This is a genomic window from Koromonas soli (assembly GCF_059726265.1).
On sequence record NZ_AP040872.1, the window covers coordinates 4,244,197 to 4,269,656 of the forward strand.

The following is a 25,460-nucleotide window of genomic DNA, read 5'->3' on the forward strand; positions in this document are numbered from 1 at the left end:
TGTTCTTGCCCCTACTCTTGCTCTTGCTGTTGTTCTTGCGCTTGCTGTTGTTCTTGCTCTTGCTGTTGTTCTTGCCCTTGCTGTTGTTCTTGCCCTTGAGGTGTCATCCTGAGCGCAGCGAAGGACCTCGGGGTTGCTTTTGATCTTGCTGTTGCTGTTGTTCTTGCCCTTGAGGTGTCATCCTGAGCGCAGCGAAGGATCCCAGCACCGCTCAAATATCCACCGCTGCCCAAAAGGCTTCTCGGCCTCCATCCCTACCCTCGCGAAACCTTGAAACCCCGCCCTACTCATACCGCAACGCCTCAATCGGATCTAAATTCGCCGCCTTCCATGCCGGATAAATCCCAAACACCAGCCCAATCACCGCCGACGAAGTAAACGCAAACACCGTCCACTTTACGCTCATCGTTGCCGGCAGAGAAGGCATCAGCGCCGCAATGATGTAGGTAATCACGCCTCCGATCATTATTCCGATCACTCCGCCCAGCGCCGTCAGCACCATGGCTTCCAGCGTGAATTGCAACAGCACATCATGTCTGCGTGCGCCCACTGCCTTGCGCACTCCAATCTCGCGTGTGCGCTCCGTGACGGAAACCAGCATAATGTTCATCACTCCTACGCCGCCCACAATCAGCGCCACGCTCGACACGGCAAACATGAAGATGAACACTCCGCCCGTCACCTGGTTCCACACCTGCACAATCGAATCCTGGCTGAACACGGCAAAATTATCCGGCTGATCCGGCTTGAGCTTGCGCTTTCGCCTCAGCAGATCCCGCATCTCGTCCATCGCCTTCGCCATATCCGGCTGCGAAGTCGCCTTCACCGAAATCCAGTTCTGCTTCATCTCCGGATGCAGCTTCTTGAACGTCGCATACGGGAACATCACGATGTTGTCTTCCGGATTCGACCCGCCACTGAACGCGCTCTTCTTCTGCTCGGCCACGCCGATCACCTGGAATAACTCGCCCTCGACATTCACTTCCTTGCCCACCGGGTCGCCGTCGCCAAACAGCTCCTTTGCCGTATCCGATCCCAGCACCACCACCGGCATGCGCTGGTCATCTTCCGCTTGCGTGAACCACCGTCCCCGCGCCACCGCGTAATCGAACACCTCGCGCGAATCCGGCGTATTGCCTTCGAGGATCGCATTCTTCGCCGTCCTACCCGCGTACTTCACCGAATAGCTGCCCACCCCGAATTCCTGCATCATGATGCGCAGCGAGGGAGCCACAGCCTTCACATGCGGCAGGTCTCGCATCGCAATCGCGTCTTCATACGTCAGCTCTTTCCTGTTGAGCATCTCCGCCGTCGGTCGCCCAAAGTTGAACACATCGATATGAAATGCGAACACGATGTTCGATCCCATCTGCTGCACCATGTTCTGCACATTGCTGTTGAGCCCGCGCACCACCGAAGAGATCGTGATCACCGTCGTCACCCCGATCACAATTCCGAGAATGGTCAACCCCGAGCGCATCTTATTGCGCACCAGCGTCGTGAACGCCAACCGGAATATCTCTCTGTAATCTCCGTGCGATGCCATCAATCTCTCTTCCGTACTTCCGATGTGTTTACGAAGGTGTCATCCTGAGCGCAGCGAAGGATCCCAGCCCAGCTCAAATATCAACTTCCGCGTGAGAGGCTTCTGCAACGGGTGCCCCATTCAACGTTCCTTTCGTTGAGTGGGGCTTTTCCTCTTGCCTTCGGCTTTGGTGCCCCACCTCTGCCCGTCGTTGGCAGAGGTGGGTGTTTTGCCTTTGCCTTTGCTCTTGCCTTTTCCTTTGCTCTTGCTCTTGCCTTTGCTCTTGCTCTTGCCTTTGCCCTCGCTCTCGCCTTTGCTTCTCGTGTCACCCTGAGCGAAGCGAAGGGCCCCTACTCCATCGCCCTACCCGCCAGTCGCCTTCCTCACAACTCAAACCTCAACGCCGCAATCGGGTCCAGCCTCGCCGCCTTCTGTGCCGGATACACTCCAAAGAACACGCCCACCGACCCAGCCATCACCAACCCTGCCAATATGGTCCAGAGCTCCACATTGCTCGGCATCCCAATCAGGATCGTGACAGTTTTCGCCACGACAATCCCCAGCGTCACTCCAATCGCTCCGCCTACCAGCGCCAGTGTCGAGGACTCAATCAGGAACTGCCGCATTACATCGCCGCGCTTTGCTCCCAGAGCTTTCCTTATCCCGATCTCCCGCGTTCGCTCCGTCACCGACACGAGCATGATGTTCATAATCACCACGCCGCCCACCACCAGGGAGATCGATGCCAGCGCCACCGCCACCATAAAGAACGATCCACTCAGGTTCGCCCAAATCGACAGAAAGCTCTGGTTCGTCTCCGCCACAAAACTATCCGGCTGCCCCGGAGCGTCGTGCCGCCGCGCCCGTATCACTACCCTCACCTGGTCAATCGCAGCTTCCAGCGGAGCTCCCACGCCATCGGCCTTTGCCCAAATGCTCAGCGACTTCTGAGAGCCAAATTGGCTGAACCAGCTTGTCAGCGGAATCACCACCCAGTTGTCCTGGCTCTGCCCCAGCGTCTTGCCCTTCGGCTTCGCCACGCCGATCACGGTGTACACCCGCCCGTTCACCCGTATCTCTTTGCCCAGCGGATCGATGCCCGACATCAGGTTCTCCGCGATATCGTTCCCGATCACCGTAATGTTTGAACCCGCGTTCACATCGGCTTCCGTCAGGTTGCGCCCCGACCGCAAATCCAGGTCATAGATCGCGCTCATTCCCGGAGTCCATCCGCGCGCGGTCGTATCCGTGCTGTTCTGCTCGTTGTACTTCACCTGCACATTGCCCTGCCGGATCGACGCACCTACGTTGCGGCATGCGGTGCACGCTTCCTGTACTGCCAGGAAGTCCTCGTAATGAAGGTCTTTTCGCTTTTGCGCTTCCAGGTATTGATCGACGTTTGTAATTACATTCGGAGCCTTCGAAACAATGAATACGTCCGCGCCAAGGTTGAAGATCTTCTCCGCCACGTAACCATTGATCCCGTTGACAAAGGTCTCCACGGCAATCACCGTCGCTACGGCAATCACCACCCCCAGCAGCGTCAGCACCGAGCGCAGCTTGTTAGCCCACAGCGATTGCAGCGCAATGCGAATAGCTTCCAGCGTATTCATAGAATTGAGTAAACGCAGTGTACGCCAGCCGGAAGCGAACCGGAAGTTTTCAAGCCCGACGAGGGCCCCGCCGACACATTCTCCTCTCCATCATTCGCGGTTCGGCTCTGCAGCCCGCCTATTCATACCACCAAAGTTTTAGGAAGCGAAATTTTTACCGGCCCTCCTGTTCTATTTATATTCTTTCGCCCTTAGATGTTCACCTTTCGGTGGTTTTTCCAGCTACACTCTCCGGAGTAGGGCACTTATTCCAAGTTCCCGAATTGACTCCCCCGAATCCCGAAAGCACATGGACTGAAGAGAGGGCTCCAACTATGTATAGTCGCCGAGATTTCCTGAAGACGGCCATAATGGCCGGTGCCGCCTGTGGACTTTCCGGTTGCGGAACCTCGTCCGCCCACGGTTCTTCTTCTCCCCTCTTCGCCCAAAGCCCCGCTCTCAGGAAGTTCCTGTTGCAGCTCCCCGGCCTCGGCACGGGACTGCCAATTGCGACGCCCAATACCACCGCTGTTCCCGGAGTCGATCTCTACAACTTTTCTGCCGTACAGTACAAGCAGCTCATGCACCCTGACCTCGTCAACCCCACCACTCTATGGGGATACATGGATCAGGCCACGGGAAAGCCTTCCTACCTCGGCCCCGTCATCGCTGCCCGGCGCGGGCGTCCCGTCATGATTCGCATGAAGAATGCTTTGCCCAACAAGCATCTTCTTCCGGTCGATACCAGCCTGATGGGTGCCGGGAGCGGAACTGCCCAGAATCGCATTACCGTCCATCTTCACGGCGGCCTCGTTCCTTGGACCAGTGATGGCGGGCCGCATTCCTGGTTCACCCCTGGCGGCACCGGACCGAATGCGAATGCTGGTGAGAGCTTCCTCAACGCCATGGCCGGTGCCACCGGCCATGGCGAGTATTACTATCCCAACGGTCAGAGCGCGCGATTGATGTGGTTTCATGATCACGCACTCGCAATTACCCGGCTCAATGTCTATGCCGGACTCGTCGCCCCTTATCTTCTGACCGACGACGTCTTCGACGCCCTTACCAATGCGGGAATCGTACCCGACCTCGCGCACACCGTGCCGCTCGTCATTCAGGACAAGACATTCAAGGCTGTTCACGACCAATATGGTGGACCTGGAGATCTCTGGTCGCCTTCGGTTTACCAGATCGACTCACCGGATAACCCATCTGGCCGTTGGGAGCGCAACACGCCATCGGATGGCTTTTCCGACCTCGGCCTGCCCCCAACGCCGTCCTGCGTTCCCGAATTCTTCTCCGACACTCCGGTCATCAACGGCGTCGCATATCCCTACCTTCCGGTTGAGCCGCGCCGCTACCGCTTCATCGTGCTCAACGGCTCGCAAGCTCGCTTCTACAACCTCAACCTGTTCTACGAGAGCAGTCTTACTCCCGGTGAGCCCGACTTCACACGTGGCGGCCCGGCCTTCATCCAGATCGGTAACGAAGGCGGCCTTCTTCCCGCTCCCGTCGTTCACAACGCGCCTCCCGTGCTCATCCCCACGGCCTCGGATGACAGTTGCGATCCCAACGGACCTCACAGTCTTCTCATGGCGCCAGCCGAGCGTGCCGACCTCATCATCGACTTCTCAGGATGCCGTCCCGGAGACAGTCTCATCCTTTACAACGATGCTCCCGCTCCATTCCCCGGCGGAGATCCGCGCAACGACTATTTCACCGGCGATGACGACCAGAGAGAGGCAGGCGGTGCTGCCACCACCCAACCCGGCTTTGGTCCGAACACTCGAACCCTGATGCAGTTCCAGGTCACAGCCCTCAAGGGTGCGGCTGACCCTCTGAATTTCACCAGCACGCTCAATGCTCTTCAGTCTTCCAATGGACTCGCCAAGGCCTACAACGACTCCCGCATTCCATTTGGAGAAGTAGATCTTGACCCGGCCGCTCCCAACGTCCTCTTCCAGAACAAGACGCTCAACGAGGATTTCGATTCCTACGGACGCCTCATCCAGCGCCTCGGGACCGACCAGTCTCTCTACAAAGAAACCTTCGCCCGCAATTACATGGACGACCCCACCGAGATCTATCAAAACGGTCAGGTCGTCGTCTGGGACGTTTACAACACCACTGGAGACACCCATCCCGTGCACTTCCACCTCTCCAACGTGCAAGTGATCGGCAGCGCTCCATTCAGCGAAGTTGGAACCCCCGACGGTCCATTCACTCCACCCGATCCCAATTACCGTGGCTGGAAGGAGACGGTGCGCATGAATCCCGACGAAGTCACGCGCGTCATCATGAAATTCTCTCTTCCTGCTAACGTCCCATTCTCCGTGCCGGGCAGCCCCCGCCCCGGCCTGTTGCACGGACACGAATACGTCTGGCATTGCCACATCCTCGAACATGAAGAGCACGACATGATGCGTCCCCTCGTCATCCTGCCCTGACGTTCCGCGCACCATTTCAACTTGTCGCCCTCTCAGGCCTGTGACAAGTCCCCAGCACTCGGTGCCGGTACCCGGTGCCCCACCTCTGCCTTCTTTTGGCAGAGGTGGGTGTTTTGCTCTTGCTCTTGCTCTTGCCCTTGCCCTTGCTTTTGCTTTTGCTTTTGCTGTCGCCTTTGCTTTTGCTCTTGTTCCTGCCTTTGAACTTCGTGTCATCCCGAGCGAAAGCGAGGGACCCCTACCCCCTGCAGAAATCTCCAACTTCCGGGTGGCCCACTCAACGCTCTTTTCGTTGAGTGGGGCTTTTGCTCCTGCTCTTGCTTTTGCTCCTGCTCTTGCCTTTGCTCCTGCTCTTGCCTTTGCTCTTGCTCCTGCTCTTATCCTTGTCTTTGCTTTTGAATTAAAACCCATCCCCGCAACGCCCCTCTATCACATTCTTCTGTGACGCAACCCTATTTCCCGATTCTCCTCCGTCGTGTATCACACCTACTAAGCAGAATCTTGTAGCGGACGAGTCAAATTGAGCCTGCTCGGTCCGTGTGCTACGATGCTCTGCTTTAGATGTTCTTCCATATGTACCGCGAGGTGCATGGAGTTTTGCTCTTCCGCCCCAGCTTTGTTCTGTGGCGCGTTGCGTCCCAGGCGCGCATGGGTGGTGGAATAGCTGAGTGCAGCTAGCTGGTGCAGCTGGATTGCGCAGTAAGACGCTCGCCGCCTTTTCAGGTGGGCGCCGTAGGCGAATGGTTCTGCAACGCGTTCTCGTGTTTGCCGCCGCCGCTTTCGACGGAAATCCGTGTAGCTCGATGCAGAGTGTTCGAATCAAAAGCTCTCGGGAGTTATTCTGTGAAGACCTACGATGGTGAGAATGTCCGCAATGTGGCCTTGATTGGCCACTCCCACTCAGGCAAAACCTCTCTTGTGTCGGCCCTGCTCTTCACCGCCGGCAGTACTCCCCGGCTCGGCCGGGTTGATGACGGAACCACGACCACCGATTACGACGAAGAAGAAATTTCCCGGCAGATGACCATTTCCGCCTCCCTCGCCGCCGTCGAGTGGGGCAAGACCAAGATCAATCTCATCGACACTCCCGGCTTCAACATGTTTGTCCACGAAGCCGAGCTCGCCATGCCTGCCGTTGACGCCGCTCTCGTCGTCGTTGATTCCGTTTCCGGCGTTCAGGTCGTTACCCAGAAGGTCTGGAACTATGCCGACGCTCTCAAGCTTCCTCGCATCGTTGTCTGCACCCGCATGGATCGCGAGCGTGCCGACTTCGAGCGTGTCATGGAATCGCTCACCTCCACCTTCGGACGCAGTGTTGTCCCCGTGCAGCTTCCCATCGGTGCCGAGAAAAACTTCAAGGGCGTCATCGATCTCGTCAAGATGAAGGCCTACTACTACGAGCTCAGCGGCAACGGCCGAGCCCGTGTCGAAGACATCCCTGCCGACATGGCCGACCGCGCCAAGGCCGCCCACGAAGCTCTCATCGAACTCGTTGCCGAAGGCGATGACGAGCTTATGAGCGAGTTCTTCGACACCGGCACCATCGGCGAGGAGCACATCGTAAGCGGCATCCACAACGCCATCCGTGAAGACCGCCTCTTTCCGGTCCTCTTCGCCTCCGGCCTCGGCAACATCGGCAGCGACGAAGTCCTCGACTTCATCGTTGACTACGTCCCCACAGCGGTCGAGCGCGGCACCACCTCTGGAGTGTCCACCGCCGACAATGGTGAACCGCCGCAGCGCAAGATTTCCAAGACCGAGCCTCTTTCGCTCTTCATCTTCAAGACCGTTAGTGATCCTTTCGCCGGACGCATCTCTTACTTCAAGGTCGCCAGCGGCGTCCTGAAGAACGACGCTTCCGTGACCAACTACAACCGCGGCACCCTCGAGAAGCTCTCCCACATTTCCGTCGTGCAAGGCAAGCAGCTCATTCCTGTCCCTGAGCTTTCTGCCGGAGACATCGGAGCCGTTGCCAAGCTCAAGGAGTCACTCACCGGAGACTCTCTCGGCGACAAGGCCGCGCCCATCAAGTACCCCACCGTCACTTTGCCCGAGCCGGCCATCACCTTCGCCATCGAGCCCAAGACCCGCGCCGACGAAGACAAACTCGGCGTTGGCGTCCACAAGCTGATGGAAGAGGATGCCATGCTCCGCTTCTATCGCGATCCTCAGACCAAGGACTTCCTCATCGCCGGAACCGGCCAGCAGCACATCGAAGTTGTGGTCAGCAAGTTGAAGCGCCGCTACCACACCGAGGTCGTGCTCAAGGCCCCCAAGGTGCCTTATCGCGAAACCATCCGCGGCACCGCCGACGTCCAGGGCCGCCACAAGAAGCAGTCCGGCGGGCACGGCCAGTTCGGCGATTGCAAAATCAAAATGTCGCCGCTGCCTCGCGGAGCCCAGTTCGAGTTCGTCAACGACATCTTCGGCGGAGCCATTCCGAAGAACTTCATTCCTGCCGTAGAGAAGGGAATTCTCGAAGCCGCAGCCCGCGGATTCCTCGCCGGATACCCAGTCGTCGATTTCAAAGTCAACCTCTACGACGGCAGCTATCACGACGTGGATTCCAACGAACTCAGCTTCAAAACCGCTGGCCGCATCGCCTTCAAGAAAGCGATGGAAGCTGCCAAGCCCGCCCTGCTTGAGCCCATCATGCAGGTGGAAATCACCGTCCCTGACGAGTTCGCCGGAGCCATCATGGGCGACATGAACTCCCGTCGCGGACGTATCCAGGGCATGGACAACAAGGGCGGCACCACCGTCATCCGCGCTCACGCGCCCATGTCGGAGATGTTGACCTACGGCACCGACCTCACCTCCATGACCCAGGGCCGTGGCTCATTCAGCATGGAAATGGATCACTACGACTTCGTCCCCGCCGTGCAGCAGGAAAAAATCATCGCTGCCGCCAAGGCCGCCGGCGCTGGCCTCGAAGAAGAGGAAGAAGAGTAGTTCCCGACCACAATCACAAAGGGCAGCCACTCGGCTGCCCTTTCCAATCTCAACGTCCAAGGTGGGCACCACGCTATACCAGAGCGGGAGCCCCTGGCCATCCCTGAGCGAACCCAAGCACCGCGGGTGCCCCATATACGCTCGCCTCTTCTGGCGAGCGCATGCGGGTACTATCGAAGAACGCGCGAAGCGCGTTCCTAAGGTTCTTCTTTTGTTCCTGTCGTTATTCTTGCTGTTGCTGATGACTTGCTGTTGCTGCTGACCTTATTCTTGCTCTTGCTTTTGCCTCTGGTGTCATCCTGAGCGCAGCGAAGGACCTCGGGTTTGCTCTTGCTGTTGCTGTTGTTCTTGCTCTTGCTTTTGCTTTCGGTGTCATCCTGAGCGTAGCGAAGGACCCCAGCCGCCGTCGGCGTCTTCATCGCCACCCCAGGTCACCTACCACCCCACCTTAAAACAACAAATTCTGCCTTCTCGGCATTTCCACCCCGAAATGCTTATACGCCAACTGAGTCGCCACCCTCCCTCTCGGAGTCCGATCCAAAAAACCGATCTGAATCAGAAACGGCTCATAAATTTCCTCAATCGCATCAGGCTCTTCCGCCAGCGCCGCCGCCAGAGTATTCACTCCCACCGGCCCACCTTGATACTTCTCAATAATCGTCAGCAGCAGTCTCCGATCTACCTCGTCGAATCCATGCTGATCCACCTCGAGCAGTTCCAGAGCCGACTGTGCCGTTGCCCGGTCGATATGCCCTGTGCCTCGCACCTGCGCGTAATCCCGTACGCGGCGTAGCAAACGGTTCGCAACGCGCGGTGTCCCACGACACCGCATCGCAATCTCCATTGCCGCATCGTCGTCGATCCCTACATTCAAAATCTGTGTCGAGCGATTCAAGATGATCTTCAGATCGTCGTGGGAATAAAATTCCAGCCGCAGCACCAGCCCCAGCCTCGAACGCAGCGGAGCCGATATCAGCCCGATCCTCGTCGTCGCCCCCACAAACGTAAACGCCGGAATCTCAAACGAGTGCGTCCGTGCCGAAGGCCCTTGCCCGACCATGATGTCGAGCCGGCAATCCTCCAGCGCCGAATACAGCAGCTCCTCCAGCGCCGGCTGCAGCCTGTGAACTTCGTCCACAAAAAGCACCTGCCGCGCCTGCACGTTCGTCAGGATTGCCGTCAGATCACCCTTGATCTGTAGCGTCGGCCCCGATGTCTGCTGAAACGCCGCATCCATCTCGTTTGCAATGATGGTCGCCAGCGTCGTCTTTCCCAGCCCCGGAGGCCCGTATAGCAGAATGTGGTCCAGCGCCTCGCCTCGTGCCCGCGCCGCCGCAATCGCCACCGCCAGGTTCTCTTTGACCTTTGGCTGGCCAATAAACTCCTGCAATCGCTGAGGCCTCAGCTTCAGCTCAAAACCTTCTTCGCCCTCTAGCGGCCCTCCGGCCACCAGTCGCGCCTTGTCTTCCCGATTTCCCGCCATACTCGCGATGTTATATCCCCCGCCCCCAACCATCAATTCCGAATCAGAACAAACCCAAGCACCGCGGGTGGCCCATATTAGCTCGCCTCTTTTGGCGAGCTTATGTGGGTTCTAATCAAGACGGCGCGAAGCGCCCTCCAAAGGTGATCTTGCCCCTGCCAAACGTACCCCATGCTGAGCGATCATCCAATCGCAGTAGGGAGAGCGGAGATGGGGAAGGGGAGACGGGCGCGGTACACGCTGGAGTACAAGCAGGAGGCGGTGCGACTGGTTGAGTCTGGCCAGAGTATCGCTTCGGCGGCGCGAAGTCTGGGTCTGATTGAGCAAACACTGTCCAACTGGGTAAAAGCGCACCGGGAGGGCAAACTCAAGGGCGCCGACCATGGCAAGGCGGTCAGCGCCGAGCAGATGGAGATTAGCCGTCTGCGGGCCGAACTGGCGCGGGTCAAGATGGAGCGCGACATCCTGGAAAAAGCGACGGCGTACTTCGCGAAAGGCCAGAAATGAAATACGCCTTCATCCAACGCCACCGGCGTGTCTGGCCGATCCGTGTGCAGTGCCGGGTACTGCGGGTGAGCGTGGCCGGCTACCATGAACACTTTGCCCGTCGACGCAACGCTCTCCGCCACCTGAGCGACGAAGCACTGCTGGTGCACATCCGCGCGGTGTATGCCGAGCATCGCGGAGCCTACGGGTGGCCGCGCATCTGGCGGCAACTGCGCGAGCAGGGCGTGCGCGTCGGCAAACAGCGGATCCAACGACTGATGCAGCAGCACGGCATTCGAGCCCGCGGCAAACGGCGCTTCCGAGTGATGACTACGAACAGCCGGCACAACCTGCCGATTGCGCCGAACCTTCTGGATCGTAACTTCGCGGCCGCCGCTCCGAACAAAGTCTGGGTTGGAGACATCACCTACATTCCAACCGACGAAGGATGGCTGTACCTGGCGGTGGTGATCGACCTGTTCAGCCGCCGTGTTGTGGGTTGGTCTCTGCGCGATCATATGCGGAGCGAACTGGTGATCGACGCTCTCGAAATGGCTTGGTTCGAGCGCTGTCCGGGCAAACACAGCGGGCTGATCTTTCATAGCGATCGGGGCTGCCAGTATGCCAGCGATGAGTTCAGTCAGCGACTGAAAGAGCATGGAATCCAAGCGTCCATGAGTCGCAAGGGCAACTGCTGGGACAACGCCGTGAGCGAAACCCTGTTTGCCTCGCTCAAAGTAGAGCGGCTGCACGGCAAACGCTTCGCCACCCATCGCCAAGCGAAAGATGAAATCCTGAACTGGCTACGGTGGTATAACCAAACCCGGTTGCACTCAGCTCTGAACTACCTCAGCCCGATTCAGTTCGAACAAACACGAACCAAAGCAGGCTATGGAAAAGCAGGAAAGCAAAAAACGCTTTCCAACTTTCCCACAGCCACGACGACTACGGGGTACGCATTCTGAGGGCAAGGTCAAGGTTCTTCTGTTGTCCTTGCCCTTGGTCTTGTCTTTGCTTTTGCTGTTGCCTTGCTCTTGTCTTTGCTTTTGCTTTTAAGGTGTCATCCTGAGCGCAGCGAAGGACCTCGGGGTTGCTCTTGCCTTTGTCCTCGAATCCGTTTCAGCCCGAACCCTCACCACTCCCTCACTCCCTCGGACTCCCATGTAACACCCATGAAACATCCACCTAACCTACTGATGTTCCGCGAGTTCTCCCCGTCACCGTAACTCACCTTGAATAAACTTGTGTATCCTTCGCCCGCACACCACAATTCCCGTGTTTCAGGTCAGCAGATTTTTCTGTCCACAGGGTCCATCACTGCATGAGTCCGAATTCATCATTCCGCAGACACGTCCTCATCCTCGCCATCATCGTCGCTCTTCTCCCGTCGGCCATCGCACAAGTGCGTGTCAACCAGCACGGCCTCGCTGCCTCCAACAAGGGCACCACCCTGGAAATCACCGCCCTCCGCAACGATGTCCTTCGCATCCGGCACTCGCGCACCCGCCTGCTGCCCGAGGATGCCTCCTGGGCCGTGCTTTCCTCCGCGCGCAACGCCCGCGCCACCGTCACCCCCGTGCAGAACGGATTCCGCACCGCGACCCTGCGCGTGACGGTTTCTCCCGACCTTCGCATCACCGTCTCCGATCTCGCCGGAAACATCATCCAGCAGGATGCCGAGCCGGTTCGCTGGAATGGCAATTGGTTCCGCACCTATAAGAAAATGGATCCCAACGCCCACTTTTTCGGCCTCGGAGACAAGCCTGGCCCTCTCGACCGCCTCGGCCAGAGCTACACCATGTGGAACTCCGACGCCTTCGGATGGGATCAGGCCAGCGACCCCATCTACAAAAGCATTCCTTTCTTCATGGAGTTTCATTCCGGCCGCGCCCTCGGCATTCTCTTCGACAACACCTGGCGCTCATTCTTCGATTTCGGACACGAGCTCCCCGACCGTTATTCCTTCGGCGCTCCCAACGGCCCGCTCGACTACTACCTGATGTACGGTCCCGACCCCAAGCAGGTCGTCCAGAGCTATGCCTGGCTCACCGGCCCCACGCCATTGCCTCCGCTCTGGTCCCTCGGTTTCCAGCAGTCCCGCTATAGCTACGAAACCCAGTCGCGCCTCATGGAGGTCGCCAATCGCCTCCGTTCCGACCAGATTCCCGCCGACGCGCTCTATCTCGACATCGACTACCAGGTGAAGAACCGACCCTTCACCATCGATCGCGAAAAGTTCCCCGACTTCACCGGCATGGTCAAAAAGCTTTCCGCCGACAACTTCCATCTTGTCGTCATCACTGACCTTCACATCGCCAAGCTGCCTAACCAGGACTACGCTCCTTACGACCTCGGCCTCGCCGGAGATCACTTCGTCAAGAACCTCGACGGCTCCCCATACGTCGGCCCTGTTTGGCCCGGACCCTCGGTTTTTCCAGATTTTACGCAGCAGCGTTCGCGCACTTGGTGGGGCTCGCTTTATAAGGATTTCGTTTCCACCGGCATCTCCGGCTTCTGGAACGACATGAACGAGCCAGCCGTCTTCAGGTATCCCTCCAAGACCATGCCCGACGATGTTCAGCACCGCATCGACGAGCCCGGATTCCTCAAGCGCACCACCAATCACCTTGAGGTCCACAACATCTACGGCATGCAGAACTCGCGCGCCACCTACGAAGGCCTCCTCGCTCTCCAACCCGACGAGCGTCCCTTTGTACTCACCCGCGCCAGCTTCGCCGGAGGCCAGCGTTACGCCGCCACCTGGACCGGCGACAATTCTTCCAAGTGGCACCACATGCGCCAAACCACTCCGCAGCTTCTCAATCTCGGGCTCAGCGGCTTCGCCCTCTCTGGTGCGGACGTCGGAGGCTTCGGTGGCTCACCCTCGCCCGATCTCCTCACCCGCTGGATCGAACTCGGTGCCTTCCAGCCCATCGATCGCGACCACGCCGCCAAAGGCACTCGCGACCACGAGCCTTGGGTCGATGGCCCCGAACATGCCGCCATCCGCCGCCGCTTCATCGAGGAGCGCTACCGCCTCATGCCTTACCTCTACACCGTCGCCGAGGAAGCTTCCCGCAACGGACTTCCCATCGTGCGCCCGCTCTTCCTCGAGTTCCCGCACGCCACCAGCGACGGCCACCCCATTGACCTCGACGCCTCCGACGAATTCCTCTTCGGCCCCAATCTTCTCGTGCTCACCGCGCCCTCGCCCGACGAGACCACGCCTCACGAAATCCAACTTCCTCCGGGCATCTGGTACGACTACTGGACCGGCGAGCGCATGACCCACTCCGCCGTCGAGTCGCGTGATCTCGAGCGCCGCGACCAGCTCCAACCTCTGCGCCTCACCGTCACCCCGCGCCTCGATCATCTTCCCGTTTACGCTCGCGGAGGCAGCATCGTCCCCATCGCACCTCTTACCCCGAGCACGGCGGTCACGCCCAGCGGACCTTTGACCCTGCGCGTCTATTTGCCTCAGGCTGATTCCAACTCCACCGCCGACCTCTGTCACGGCGAGGTCTATCTCGATGACGGACACACCTTTGCCTACCGTCGCGGCCAGTACCTGCGCGAGCGTTTCACCTGCCGTGCCAACTCCGATGGCTCATGGACGCTCCGCGTCTCCGAGCATGAAGGCACGTATCAATCCTGGTGGAAGACCTTGCGTTTCGAGGTGTACGGCCTCAAGCCGTCGCAGAAACTTGCCGCCACTACTCATGGCGATCTGCCCTTGCAGCAGTCCGGCTCCATCTGGACCGCCGAGGTACAGGACGATCCCCACGGCGTCGAAGTGACATTGCGGTAAGAGTTAGGAATTCATAGCAGCAGAGGACTGATCATGAACCGACCGCGCCGCACATCCTTGCAGATCCTCAACATGAGTGCCGGATTCTTCGGCATCCAGTTCGGGTGGGGCCTGCAAATGGCCAACATGAGTGCCATCTACGAGTACCTCGGAGCCAAGGCCGACCAGATCCCCATGCTCTGGCTCGCCGCGCCGCTCACCGGCCTTCTCGTTCAGCCGCTCATCGGTCATGCCAGCGACAACACCTGGGGACGCCTCGGCCGCCGCCGCCCCTATTTCCTCGCCGGAGCCATCCTCAGCTCGCTCGCTCTGCTGCTCATGCCGCGCTCCTCCGCCCTCTGGATGGCCGCTGGACTCCTCTGGGTTCTCGACGCCTCCATCAACATCAGCATGGAACCGTTCCGCGCCTTCGTCGCCGACATCCTGCCCGAAGACCAGCGCACCTCCGGCTTCGCCATGCAATCCATCCTCATCGGTGCCGGAGCCATCGCCGCCTCGTCGCTCCCCTGGTTCCTCGGTAAGTATTTTCATTTCGCCGCCGACACCACCGCCCACGCCATCCCCATCACCGTGCGCCTGTCGTTCTATATCGGAGCTGCCGCCTTCTTCGGGGCCGTCCTCTGGACCATCCTCACCACCAAGGAGTACCCGCCCGAAGACCTCGCCGCCTTCCGACAGCAAAAAGCCGTCGCAGCCTCCGCTGGTCTCATCTCACGCCTGTCCACTTCGGCCCGTGAAATCCTCTCCGCCATCCGCGAGATGCCCCAGGTCATGCGCCAGCTTGCCTCGGTGCAGTTGCTCACCTGGCTCGGACTCTTCTGCATGTGGCTGTATTTCCCCGTGGCCGTCGCGCACAACGTTTTCGGCGCCGTCGACACTACCTCGCCGCAATACACCCGTGGCATCGAGTGGGCAGGGAACTGCTTTGGCTTTTACTCTGCCATCTGCTTCGTTTTTTCGTTCACGCTGCCGGTTCTCGCCCGCCACCTCGGGCGCCGCACCACTCACGGCCTCTGCCTTCTATGCGGCGGTGCCGGACTGCTCTCCGTCGCCCTCATTCATCAGCCCATACTCCTGTTTATTCCCATGCTCGGAGTCGGCATTGCCTGGGCCAGCATCCTCTCCATGCCTTATTCCGTGCTCTCCGCCTCACTCCCACCCGCGCGCACCGGAGTGTACATGGGCATCTTCAACTTCTTCATCGTCCTGCCCGAAATCATCGCGTCGCTGTTCTTCGGCTGGGTCATGAACCACGTCCTGCACAATAACCGCATGTCGGCCGTCATCGCCGGAGGCATCTTCCTCCTCATCGCCGCCCTCCTCATGCAGCGTGTCCAGGACACCGCACCCGCATTCGCCAATACAACTGCGGAGGAAGGCTCAGAGCCCATACGCATCTGACATGCTTCTAAAGGTGTCATCCTGAGCGCAGCGAAGGATCCCAGCACCTTTTCATTCTCCCCTGATGCTTGAGGTCACCAACCACGGGATAGTTGCTTTTGCTCTTGCTTCTAAAAGTGTCATCCTGAGCGTAGCGAAGGACCCCTACACCACCGCCTACTTATGCACCGCCACCAAGCTCGTCTCCACCGGAACCCCATGCGAGATCCTGATCTTCAACAGTGCCTCAAACGGTTTCAAATCTTCCGCCTTCTGCACTCCGAGCCTCGACAGTAACTCTTCCAGCGACTCCTCATGGCACAGAAACTCCACCGCGCCCTGCGTGCCAAACGTCGTCGTCCCCGCGATCGACAATACCAGCCGCGACGACTCGACACCGTGCTTTAAGCCCACGATGGCGTAATCTTCCGTAAGTGGTTGTCCCCCCGGACTCGCCAGCGACATACTTGGCTCGCCTGCCTGCGGCGTCATCGTTGCAATCGCCAAGTCTCCACTTCTCGCCCCCGACGCCACTCGCTGGAAGACGTAGTGCGTCGTGCTAGGAATATCTCTCAGCGTCAGGTTTTCCGCCGGAGACCCGAGGAATATCAGGTTGTTCTGCTTCAGGTCGTCGAGCGAAAACAAGCTTCCGCGCTTCACTCTCACTCGCCCGTGCAGCGTCGAGAAAACCTCGTCGATATTGTGAACCGCCAACACCTCACCCACGCCCGTGTAGTGGTCGAACACCTGCTCTCGAGCGTCGTTTGAGGAATTCGCGTATCGCAGTCCCGTCTCCGGACGCCCTACGAATGCTGCGTTGCTGAACACCACCCAAGGCTCTTCCGGAGTCGTCATAAACTGACCCCAGAACAACTTGTATGCCGCCGGAGCCTTTGCATCCGGAGCCATTGGCGTCACTTTCGACGGCGTCCGGTTCACCACTAAGAAGATGATGGCCGTTACCGCCACCAGCAGCAGGGAACTCAGCACCGGCAGCGCCAGTCGAAATTCGCGTGCGCCTTCCTGCGGTCTTACGGTTTCTGTGACCGCCGCCGACGGCTTTGCTTCCACCGTCTCAGCCGTCTTTTGCGCGTTTCGGGGGTTCTCGCGGAATTGTACGGCGTAGCTTCCCTTGGGCAGTTCGACGATGATCCGGTCGTCCTCGCCTTCGGAACTGTAGTAGCTTGCGAGCTTTGTCCGCAGTCGTCCGGCCTGGACGCGAATCACCGAGTCGAGTTGTGGATCGAAGTCTTCCGAGCGGTGAAAGACCTCCGTCGCGATCTGGTATTCCTTGATCGCCGTTCCCGGATGCTCGAGTGACTGTTCGGACAGATATCGCAGCAGTTTGCGTAGCGCCTCGGAGTTGTGCAGGGCTGCACTCTTCGACAAGCGGTCGATCTGCTCCAGAATCTGTTCTCGTGTGAACACGCCAGCTATCTTGTCACATCATGTAACAAAAGGTGAAACATTTTGTAAGTCAAAGATTTTAGACGCATTGCTTTGGTTACCGTGACAAACCAGCGGAAACTTGCATTACTCTATCCAGAGTTTCAGACTCCCCTACGGTTTTGTAAATGATGCAGAGTTCGACCACGGCTCGACCCAGGTGCGGAAATGATCTGGGCGGCCGACAACCTTCTCACCGGATACGCCCCATGAGCGTGACCCGGTGGAAGACACAAAACTAATTTTGGCGAGAGACATACGCGACCGGGCCAGCTACAGGATTTCAACCGACCACGCCCACTGCGTCCTCTCTTCGAATGCATTTGCCGTAGGGTTTTGGATTTTTGTTTTTTTGGAGGAACTATGAAGCAGTACGCCAAGAGGTTTTTTCTGGTAGCTCTACTGCTGCTCGTAACAGGCATCGTGGCCGTAGCGCAATCGGATACGGCTCGCCTGATAGGCACCGTAGTAGATCCGTCTGGTGCCTCCGTCCCCGGTGCCACCATCGTTGTGGTCAACACCGGCACCAATCGCACGGTCACCACGCAGAGCCAGGCTGACGGCTCCTACGTCATCAACGCCCTGCCGGTCGGCCCCTATAAGGTCGAGGCCCGCAAGGCCAATTTCCGCACCGAAACTGCGAACATCAGCCTGGAAATTTCCCAGGTAAAGGAAATCAACTTCAAGCTGCAGATCGGCTCCGCCGGTGAAACCGTCAACGTAACCGACGAGGTCGCGCTGGTGGATACCGCAACCTCCTCGACTGGAGAAGTGATCCAGGGCCGCCAGGTTGTCGATCTTCCTCTCAACGGACGTAACTTCACGCAGCTCGCACTTCTTACCCCGGGCGTCAGCCGCGGTGCCTATGGCGATGCCGCCATGGGTGGTTCCAGCGGTACTTCTGCCGAAACCTGGCGTAACTCGAACTCCGGCGGCGCGTCGCTTTCCGTGAACGGATTGCGTGCCCAGGCCAATAACTACGTTCTCGACGGCGTTGACAACAACGAATCGCTCGTCAACTCCATCCTGCTCTATCCGCCGGTCGAAGCCATCCAGGAATTCCGCGTCAACACCAGCGTCGCCTCTGCCGAATTCGGACGCGCTGGCGGTGGCATCATTCAGGTCATCACCAAGCCCGGAAGCAACTCCTATCATGGATCTGCCTACTGGTTCCGTCGCAGCGGCGCTCTCGATGCCAAGCCGTGGAATCAGCCTGACGGCACCACCATGCGTCGCAACCAGTTCGGCGCCAGCCTCAGCGGCGCTCTCTGGAAGGACAAACTGTTCGGCTTCGTCGATTACCAGGGCTGGCGTCAGTCCATCCCGGTCAGCGATGGCGTCACCCACGTTCCCAGCGCTCTGATGCGCAAGGGCGATTTCACCGAACTGCTCGGTGGCAATCAGACCATGGCGCCCAACGCCGCCGTTTGCCCCAACCTCTACACCAATGGCGCGCTCAACACTCCTTTCAGCGGCAACAAGGGATACATCTATAACCCGCAAACCTGTCTGCCGTTCGGCTGGGATGCTGTCAACAACATCCCCGGCCCGACCATCAACATCGTGCCGACGGCCAGTCAGAACGCCGTAGGAGTCAAGTACCTCAACGCCTACCCGCTTGCCAACGTCGCAACCGCCAACATCGCCAACGGTGACGGAAACTTCCAGCCCGGACGTCAGGGCCTCACCAACATGGACGACTATGACGCGCGTCTCGACTACGTGCTCAGCAAGAAGGACACGATTTTCGCGCGCTTCAGCTCCGGTCAAGACGTTTACACCGTAACCAATCGCCTTCAGGATGCCGATCACTCCCTGCCTTCTGGTTGGGGCTCGGGCATCAACCCGCAACACCCGCGTCAGGTTGCGTTGGGCTACACCCGCATCCTGTCCAACAGCCTCATCAACGAATTCCGCTTCGCCTACAATCGCCCGTTTTACGGACAGCTTCAGCCCGGATTCGGCGACAACATGGCCGAGAAGATGGGAATTCCTAACGCCAACACCAGCAGTCTGCTCGGCGGCATGCCGCTCATCGGTGGCTGGAAGGGTCAGATCGAGTACGTCGGCGACTACGGCCCGTACACGGTCAAGCAGGGAACCCAGCAGTATGCGGATACTGTGAGCTGGACTACCGGACGCCACAATTTCAAATTTGGCGCCAACATCATTCACCGCGCGGTTGATTTCGCGCAGTCCAACGTAGCCAAGGGCTACTTCCTGATCGACGACAACAACGGTTCGCAGTGGGGCAGCGGCCTCGGCTGGAACTACTCCAACTACGGAACGTTCACCGGCAACGAAATCTCCGAGCTCATGGCTGGATTCATGGGCGGCTACCAGATTGGCGTTTTCAACGGCTACTACAAGACTCGTAGCTGGGAAAACGGCTTCTTCGCCCAGGACGATTTCCGCGTCAACCGTCGCCTCACCCTCAACCTCGGCCTGCGCTACGACCTCATGACGTGGCCCACCGAAACCAAGAATCGCCAGTCCAACTTCGATCCTTCCACCGGAACGCTCATCGAAGCCGGAACTGCTTCTGGCTGGCCTACTGCCCTCATCAACACGCCGAAGGGTGATTTCGGACCTCGCGTCGGATTCGCCTACGACCTCAGGGGCAACGGCAAGACCGTCATTCGTGGCGGCTACGGCCTGTTCTTCTATCCTGATCGCGGTGGCGTTGGCGTGCAGCTTTCCAACAACCCTGACTACAACGGCAGCCAGACCTACGCAGCCTGCCCCGTCGAGGGAACCTGCGCCAACGGCAACCGTTTCACCCTCAGCGGTGCCGGAGCCCCTGGCAGCCTCGATCCAACCAAGGCTACTGGCGCGCTGCCCGTAGGCCAGATCACCTTCAACCCCAAGAACCTCGCGGGCGCGACGGTCATCTACTATCCCAAGAACAGCCCCAACTCCCACATCCAGCAGTGGAACGTCCAGGTTGAGCACGCGTTGAACAACAACACGTCCTTGAACCTCGGCTACGTGGGCACCAAGATGGGCAATCTTGGAACCTACTTCAACGCTAACAGCACCCCGCTTGCTGGCGGAAACGCCTGGTTCCCGTCCATCAAGCAGATCAACGAGTATGCGTTCATCGGCTCGGGCAATTACAACGCCATGCAGTTGCGCCTGAACCGCAAGATGACCACTGGCTTCCAGTTCACGGCGGCCTACACCTACGCGCACACTCTCGATAACTCCAACACTGCTCTTAACAACACCACCGGCAGCCGCATCTGGGTCGGAGCCGAGGGCAAGCCGCTTCTCGACTACAACTACGGCAATGCTGACACCGATCAGCGTCACCTCTTCGTGGCCAGCACCATCTATGAGCTGCCCATCGGACGTGGCCGTTCACACTTCAACAACATCCCCAAGGTCGCCGACTACTTCATCGGTGGATGGCAGTGGAGCAACGTTCTCAACCTGTCCACTGGCACCCCGGTTGACGTGTACTTCAACAGCACCGGTCGCCCCGACTATCACGGCGGATGCACCATCAATGCTGGCAACCAGAAGTGGTTCTCCTGCCCGTCAACTGCTTTCACGCATGCAGCTAGCGGCACGGTTGGAACTCTGGCTCGCAACTACTTCCACGGTCCCGGATACAAGACGCTGGACAGCACCTTGTCCAAGTCCGTCACCGTCAGCGAGCGTGTAAAGACTGAGTTCCGTATTCAGGCTTACAACCTGTTCAATACTCCTCAGTTCCAGAACCCCACTGGCAACATTGAAGACTCCAACTTCGGCAAGCTCACCGCCATTCGTCAGGAATCCTGGCGCGACGTGGAACTCGCCCTCCGTATTTCCTTCTAACTTGCACCACCCTTTGGGGACAGGTTCGCCTGTCCCCATTTTTGTAATCCTTTGCCGAAACCCGAGGCATTGCCGGCCATGATTCGCCTGAAGATCAGCAAGCTCATCCTTCTTACCGCACTCTTATCTCTTTTCTTCTCCGTCGCCGTTGCTCAGCCCTCTGTTCAAAAGCTCGAACCACCCAACTGGTGGGTCGGCCTACCGCACGACCCCATGCTCCTCGTCACCGGAGCCAATCTCCAGCAAGCCAAGGTCACCACCCAGTACAAGGGACTTTCCGTCGTCCGCACCCAGTCCAGTGCCGACGGACACCACCTGTTCGTCTGGATCCGCATCGCGCCCAATACCGTCCCCGGCAAAGCCGAACTCAACCTCGCCACTTCCTCTGGCACTACTCACATCGCGTTCCCGCTTGAGCGCCGCGAAAAGACTGCTGAAACCGGCCATGGCGTCCACCCCGACGACGTTCTCTACCTCATCATGCCCGACCGTTTTGCCGACGGAGACACCTCCAACGACGATCCCGCGCAGGCCCGCGGCCACTACGACCGCACCAATCCCCGCGCCTACCACGGAGGCGACCTCAAAGGCATTCAGCAGCACCTGCCTTACCTCAAGGAACTCGGCGTCACCGCTCTATGGCTCACCCCATGGTGGAAGAATGACTCCCGCGCCGCCGACTATCACGGCTATCACGTCACCGACTTCTATTCGGTTGAAGATCACTTCGGCACCCTCGACGACCTGCGCCAGTTCGTCGCCGCCGCCCACGCTTCAGGAATCAAGGTTGTGAGCGATTACGTCGCCAACCACACCGGCCCCGATCATCCCTGGGCGACCAATCCCCCAACCCCCACCTGGCTCCACGGCACCACCGCACACCACATGGAGCCCAAGTACGACTTCTGGCCGCTCGTGGACGTTCACTCCGTCGCCCGCGACCGCCGCCCCGTCGTCGAAGGCTGGTTCGCCGACAAGCTTCCCGACCTCAACCCCGACGACCCCTTGCTCGGTGAATACCTCGCCGACAATGCCATCTGGTGGATGGAAACCGCCCACTTCGACGCCTACCGTCTCGACACTTTCCCCTATTCCTCGCGCCAGTTCTGGAGCCAGTGGCATCGCACCCTTCGCCAGTGCTTCCCGCAGGCCACCACCGTCGGCGAAGTCTTCAACGAAGACCCCGTCATCACCTCTTATTTCGAGGGCGGACGACCCATGCAGGGCATCGACTCCGGCACCACCACCGTCTTCGATTTCCCGCTCTACGGAACCCTCCGCTCCGTGCTTCTGAAAAACCAGCCCGCCTCCAAGCTGGTCAATCTTCTTCAGCACGACTACCTCTACCAGCGCCCCAATGGCCTCTATACCTTCATCGGCAACCACGACATCCGACGCTTCATGAGCGAGCCTGAAGCCACCACGCCGAAGCTCAAGGCTGCCTTCTCGCTGCTCTTCACCCTGCGCGGCATCCCCGGCCTCTACTACGGAGACGAGATCGCCATGGACGGCAAAGACGATCCCGACAACCGCCACGACTTCCCCGGAGGCTTCCCCGGCGATCCCTCCAACGCCTTCACCGCCGCCGGACGCACCCCCGAGCAGCAGCAGGTCTTCACTCACGTGCAGCAACTCGCACACCTGCACCGTTCGCACCCCGCGCTCCAGACAGGCGACCTCACCACCGTCGCCTCATCCGAAAACTTCATCGCCTACCTTCGCACCCAGGACACCGACCGCCTGCTCATCGTCTTCAACTCCTCCACCTCCGAGCAGATCATCGAACTCCCTCGTCCCGACACACCCCTCATCGACCTCAAATCCATCTCTCCGCTCCTCGACGCTGCCCCCGCCACCATCGAAGCGGAAAAGATAACCATGCGCCTCGCCCCCACCTCCGTAGCGATCTACACCGTCACGCCATGAGGGGTAGCAATTCCGGTCGCACTACGCATGCGGAAAGATGAGTAGACGTTTCCCTTCACCCCGAACCCAAGCACCGCGGGTGCCCCATATAAGCTCGCCTCCTTTGGCGAGCTTAGTGGGATCTAACGAAGACCGCGCGAAGCGCGCTTCAAAGACTCTTCTTTTGTTTTCGTTGTTGCAGTTGGTTTTGCTTTCGTTCTTGTCTTTGCTCTTGCTTTGCTTTCGTTTTTCTCTTTGCTCTTGTTTTGCTTTCGTTTTTCTCTTTGCTCTTACCTTCTGTTTTTGCTTTTCGTTTGTCGGTGTCACCCTGAGCGAAGCGAAGAGCCCCCTAAGAATTCCCTCCACCGTGACCTCCATGCGATACACTTTCCCTTTTGCCACTCTGGAGAAGTCTGAATGCTACGCCGCTATCTCGTCGCACTGGTCTTACTCGCCTGTCTTCCGGCGGTCGCCCAAAAACGTGCTTTCACCTTTGAGGACATGATGAACCTCAAGCGTGTCGGCGACTTCACCATTTCGCCCGACGGACGCTGGGTCGCGTTTTCCGCCGTCGATGTTTCACTGGCCGACAACACCCGCAAGTCGCATCTCTGGATCGCGCCTCTTGCCTCCGGTCCCGCGCATCGCCTTACCGAACCCACACCGGGAACTGAAGACCGTCTTCGCTTCTCGCCCGACGGCAAGCAGGTGCTCTACACCGCCACCCGCAACGGAGCCTCACAGCTCTACGTGCAGGAATTCCAGTCCGACACCGGAACTCTCATCGGCTCGCCGCGCCAGTTGACCAACATTTCGACCGAAGCCGATGGTGCCATCTGGTCGCCCAATGGCAAGCAGGTCCTGTTCATCTCCGCCGTCTGGCCCACCTGCAAAGACGATGCCTGCAACAAGACAAAGGACACCGCCGTCGAGAAGTCCAAGGTCAAGGCGCACATCTTCGATCACCTCATGTATCGCCATTGGAACGCCTACGACAACGGCAAGCGCTCGCACCTGTTCCTCATCGATGCTGCCTGCACCGGCGCGTGTTCCGGACGCGATCTCACACCCGGCAACCACGACGTGCCGCCTTTCTCCCTCGGCGGACAGGACCAGTACCAGTTCTCGCCCGATGGCCGTGAGATCGTTTTCACCAGCAACCTCGACGAGGTTCAGGCTACATCGACCAATAGCGATGTATTCGTCCTCTCGCTTGCCGGAGAGAATGCTCAGCCCCGCAACCTCACTGCCGAAAATCACGGCTCCGACTCGACACCGATGTATTCGCCCGATGGCCGCTACATCGCGATCCGTTCGCAGTTCCGCGCCGGATACGAGAGCGACCGCTTCCGTCTTCGCATCATCGAGCGCGCCACCGGAAAGATCGTCAATCTGACCGAGAGCTTTGACCGCTGGATCGACTCCATTGCCTGGGCGCCCGACTCCAAGGGCATCTACTTCACTGCCGGAGACGCTGGCGAATCGCCCATCTACAGCATCCCGGTCACCGGAGGCGCGCCCCGCGAGATCGTTCGCGGCTACAACGACTCGCCCACTCCCACCGCCGATGGCAAGACGCTCGTCTTCGCGCGCAACTCCGTCCGCTACCCGAGTGAGCTGTTTTCTATCTCCGCTTCGGCCACAACCAAAACCGCAGCTCCCGTCGCGCAGCTCACGCACATGAACGACGCTGTGCTCTCGCAGGTCCAGATGCAGCCTGTCGAGCCCTTCTGGTTTACTGGCTCTGAAAACAAGAGGGTTCAAGGCTTCATCGTCAAGCCTCCCAACTTCGATCCCGCAAAGAAGTATCCAGTGAAGTTCCTCATCCACGGCGGCCCGCAAGGCGCCTGGGGCGACGATTGGAGCTTCCGCTGGAACCCCAATCTCTTCACGGCTTCCGGCTATGTGGCCATCATGGTTAACCCACGCGGCTCCACCGGCTACGGCCAGCAGTTCGTCGATGACGTCAATGGCGATTGGGGCGGACGTCCCTTCCAGGACCTCATGCTTGGCCTCGACTACGCCGAGCAGAACTTCTCTTTCATCGACCGCGACCGCGAATGCGCCCTCGGAGCCAGCTACGGCGGCTACATGGCCAACTGGATCCTCGGCCACAGCGATCGCTTCAAGTGCATCGTCTCGCACGACGGCATGTTCAACCCCGAGTCCGCCTACGGCACCACCGAAGAGCTCTGGTTCAACGAGTGGGAATTCAAAGGCACCCCATGGCGCAATCGTGATCTCTATCGCAAGTGGTCGCCCGCCCTCGCTGCTCCCAACTTCAAGACGCCCACGCTCGTCATCCACGGACAGCTCGACTACCGCCTCGACGTCAGCGAAGGCTTCCAGCTCTTCACCACTCTCCAGAAGCTCAACGTCCCCAGCCGAATGCTCTACTTCCCCGACGAGGGACACTGGGTCCTCAAGCCTCAGAACTCTCAGCTCTGGTACAAGACAGTGACCGACTGGACCGACTGGTTCATCGGCACCCCGGGCAAGCATCCCCACGATGCTCCTCCCCCGGTGGACTAAAAACAGCCGTCATTAACAAAACAGGCACCCATCCCTGGGTGCCTGTTCACTTTTCTACCAATCCTTGCCCGCCCGCCTCCTGCCA

14 protein-coding genes are annotated in these 25,460 nt (G+C 59.1%); 9 read left to right on the plus strand and 5 right to left on the minus strand.

Going from position 1 to position 25,460, the window contains the following annotated elements; translation table 11 throughout:
* Positions 1 to 283: 283 nt before the first annotated feature.
* Positions 284 to 1,546 carry an ABC transporter permease gene (locus AC6IY8_RS18475; RefSeq protein WP_497776250.1) on the minus strand — a complete coding sequence of 421 codons (1,263 nt, stop codon included), beginning with the start codon at positions 1,544 to 1,546 and terminating at the stop codon, positions 284 to 286.
* Between the two features lie 362 nt (positions 1,547 to 1,908).
* Positions 1,909 to 3,138, minus strand: coding sequence for an ABC transporter permease (locus AC6IY8_RS18480; RefSeq protein ID WP_497776251.1), 1,230 nt, complete (start codon positions 3,136 to 3,138; stop codon positions 1,909 to 1,911).
* A 314-nt stretch (positions 3,139 to 3,452) separates the two neighbouring features.
* Here AC6IY8_RS18480 and AC6IY8_RS18485 point away from each other — a divergent pair, with 314 nt between their 5' ends.
* From AC6IY8_RS18485 to fusA, 3 genes are all read left to right on the plus strand, one after another.
* Complete coding sequence (locus AC6IY8_RS18485) at positions 3,453 to 5,564, plus strand: multicopper oxidase domain-containing protein (RefSeq protein WP_497776252.1); 2,112 nt, start codon at positions 3,453 to 3,455, stop codon at positions 5,562 to 5,564.
* 61 nt (positions 5,565 to 5,625) lie between these two features.
* The gene (locus AC6IY8_RS18490) at positions 5,626 to 6,006 is read left to right on the plus strand and encodes a hypothetical protein (RefSeq protein WP_497776253.1); all 381 of its coding nucleotides are present in this window, start codon (positions 5,626 to 5,628) and stop codon (positions 6,004 to 6,006) included.
* 398 nt (positions 6,007 to 6,404) lie between these two features.
* Positions 6,405 to 8,513: an elongation factor G gene (gene fusA, locus AC6IY8_RS18495; protein ID WP_497776255.1), complete on the plus strand. Its 2,109-nt coding sequence runs from the start codon at positions 6,405 to 6,407 to the stop codon at positions 8,511 to 8,513.
* A 448-nt stretch (positions 8,514 to 8,961) separates the two neighbouring features.
* On the opposite strand, the gene ruvB is transcribed toward fusA, so the two are convergent.
* Positions 8,962 to 9,996 (minus strand): Holliday junction branch migration DNA helicase RuvB, encoded by a 1,035-nt coding sequence (gene ruvB, locus AC6IY8_RS18500; RefSeq protein ID WP_497776256.1) that lies wholly within the window; start codon positions 9,994 to 9,996, stop codon positions 8,962 to 8,964.
* 210 nt (positions 9,997 to 10,206) lie between these two features.
* Between ruvB and AC6IY8_RS18505 the strand changes: the two genes are divergently transcribed.
* From AC6IY8_RS18505 to AC6IY8_RS18515, 3 genes are all read left to right on the plus strand, one after another.
* Positions 10,207 to 11,447 (plus strand): IS3 family transposase gene (locus AC6IY8_RS18505; RefSeq protein ID WP_497775837.1). Its coding sequence is split into 2 segments (ribosomal slippage): positions 10,207 to 10,465 and positions 10,465 to 11,447, totalling 1,242 coding nucleotides; the frame shifts between segments, so codons are not numbered across the junction.
* A 356-nt stretch (positions 11,448 to 11,803) separates the two neighbouring features.
* Positions 11,804 to 14,290, plus strand: a complete 2,487-nt coding sequence (locus AC6IY8_RS18510) for a glycoside hydrolase family 31 protein (RefSeq protein WP_497776259.1) — start codon at positions 11,804 to 11,806, stop codon at positions 14,288 to 14,290.
* Between the two features lie 33 nt (positions 14,291 to 14,323).
* Positions 14,324 to 15,691, plus strand: a complete 1,368-nt coding sequence (locus AC6IY8_RS18515; RefSeq protein WP_497776261.1) for an MFS transporter — start codon at positions 14,324 to 14,326, stop codon at positions 15,689 to 15,691.
* A gap of 156 nt (positions 15,692 to 15,847) precedes the next feature.
* Here the strand turns inward: AC6IY8_RS18515 and AC6IY8_RS18520 are convergent, their stop codons facing one another.
* The gene (locus AC6IY8_RS18520; protein ID WP_497776262.1) at positions 15,848 to 17,098 is read right to left on the minus strand and encodes a hypothetical protein; all 1,251 of its coding nucleotides are present in this window, start codon (positions 17,096 to 17,098) and stop codon (positions 15,848 to 15,850) included.
* Between the two features lie 381 nt (positions 17,099 to 17,479).
* Here AC6IY8_RS18520 and AC6IY8_RS18525 point away from each other — a divergent pair, with 381 nt between their 5' ends.
* Both AC6IY8_RS18525 and AC6IY8_RS18530 read left to right on the plus strand, forming a co-directional pair.
* Positions 17,480 to 20,938: a carboxypeptidase-like regulatory domain-containing protein gene (locus AC6IY8_RS18525; RefSeq protein ID WP_497776263.1), complete on the plus strand. Its 3,459-nt coding sequence runs from the start codon at positions 17,480 to 17,482 to the stop codon at positions 20,936 to 20,938.
* 78 nt (positions 20,939 to 21,016) lie between these two features.
* A complete protein-coding gene (locus tag AC6IY8_RS18530; RefSeq protein WP_497776265.1) occupies positions 21,017 to 22,864 on the plus strand; it encodes an alpha-amylase family glycosyl hydrolase in 1,848 nt (615 codons plus the stop codon).
* Between the two features lie 21 nt (positions 22,865 to 22,885).
* Here the strand turns inward: AC6IY8_RS18530 and AC6IY8_RS18535 are convergent, their stop codons facing one another.
* Positions 22,886 to 23,209 carry a hypothetical protein gene (locus AC6IY8_RS18535; protein ID WP_497776267.1) on the minus strand — a complete coding sequence of 108 codons (324 nt, stop codon included), beginning with the start codon at positions 23,207 to 23,209 and terminating at the stop codon, positions 22,886 to 22,888.
* Between the two features lie 51 nt (positions 23,210 to 23,260).
* On the opposite strand from AC6IY8_RS18535, the gene AC6IY8_RS18540 reads away from it, so the two are divergent.
* Complete coding sequence (locus AC6IY8_RS18540) at positions 23,261 to 25,375, plus strand: dipeptidyl-peptidase 5 (RefSeq protein ID WP_497776269.1); 2,115 nt, start codon at positions 23,261 to 23,263, stop codon at positions 25,373 to 25,375.
* Positions 25,376 to 25,460: the final 85 nt, after the last annotated feature.

Bases quoted from the DNA above. Each gene is read 5' to 3' on its own strand.
- AC6IY8_RS18475 (WP_497776250.1), bottom strand. From the start codon at position 1,546: ATGGCATCGCACGGAGATTACAGAGAGATATTCCGGTTGGCGTTCACG.
- AC6IY8_RS18480 (WP_497776251.1), bottom strand. From the start codon at position 3,138: ATGAATACGCTGGAAGCTATTCGCATTGCGCTGCAATCGCTGTGGGCT.
- AC6IY8_RS18485 (WP_497776252.1), top strand. From the start codon at position 3,453: ATGTATAGTCGCCGAGATTTCCTGAAGACGGCCATAATGGCCGGTGCC.
- ruvB (WP_497776256.1), bottom strand. From the start codon at position 9,996: ATGGCGGGAAATCGGGAAGACAAGGCGCGACTGGTGGCCGGAGGGCCG.
- AC6IY8_RS18510 (WP_497776259.1), top strand. From the start codon at position 11,804: ATGAGTCCGAATTCATCATTCCGCAGACACGTCCTCATCCTCGCCATC.
- AC6IY8_RS18515 (WP_497776261.1), top strand. From the start codon at position 14,324: ATGAACCGACCGCGCCGCACATCCTTGCAGATCCTCAACATGAGTGCC.
- AC6IY8_RS18525 (WP_497776263.1), top strand. From the start codon at position 17,480: ATGAAGCAGTACGCCAAGAGGTTTTTTCTGGTAGCTCTACTGCTGCTC.
- AC6IY8_RS18530 (WP_497776265.1), top strand. From the start codon at position 21,017: ATGATTCGCCTGAAGATCAGCAAGCTCATCCTTCTTACCGCACTCTTA.
- AC6IY8_RS18540 (WP_497776269.1), top strand. From the start codon at position 23,261: ATGCTACGCCGCTATCTCGTCGCACTGGTCTTACTCGCCTGTCTTCCG.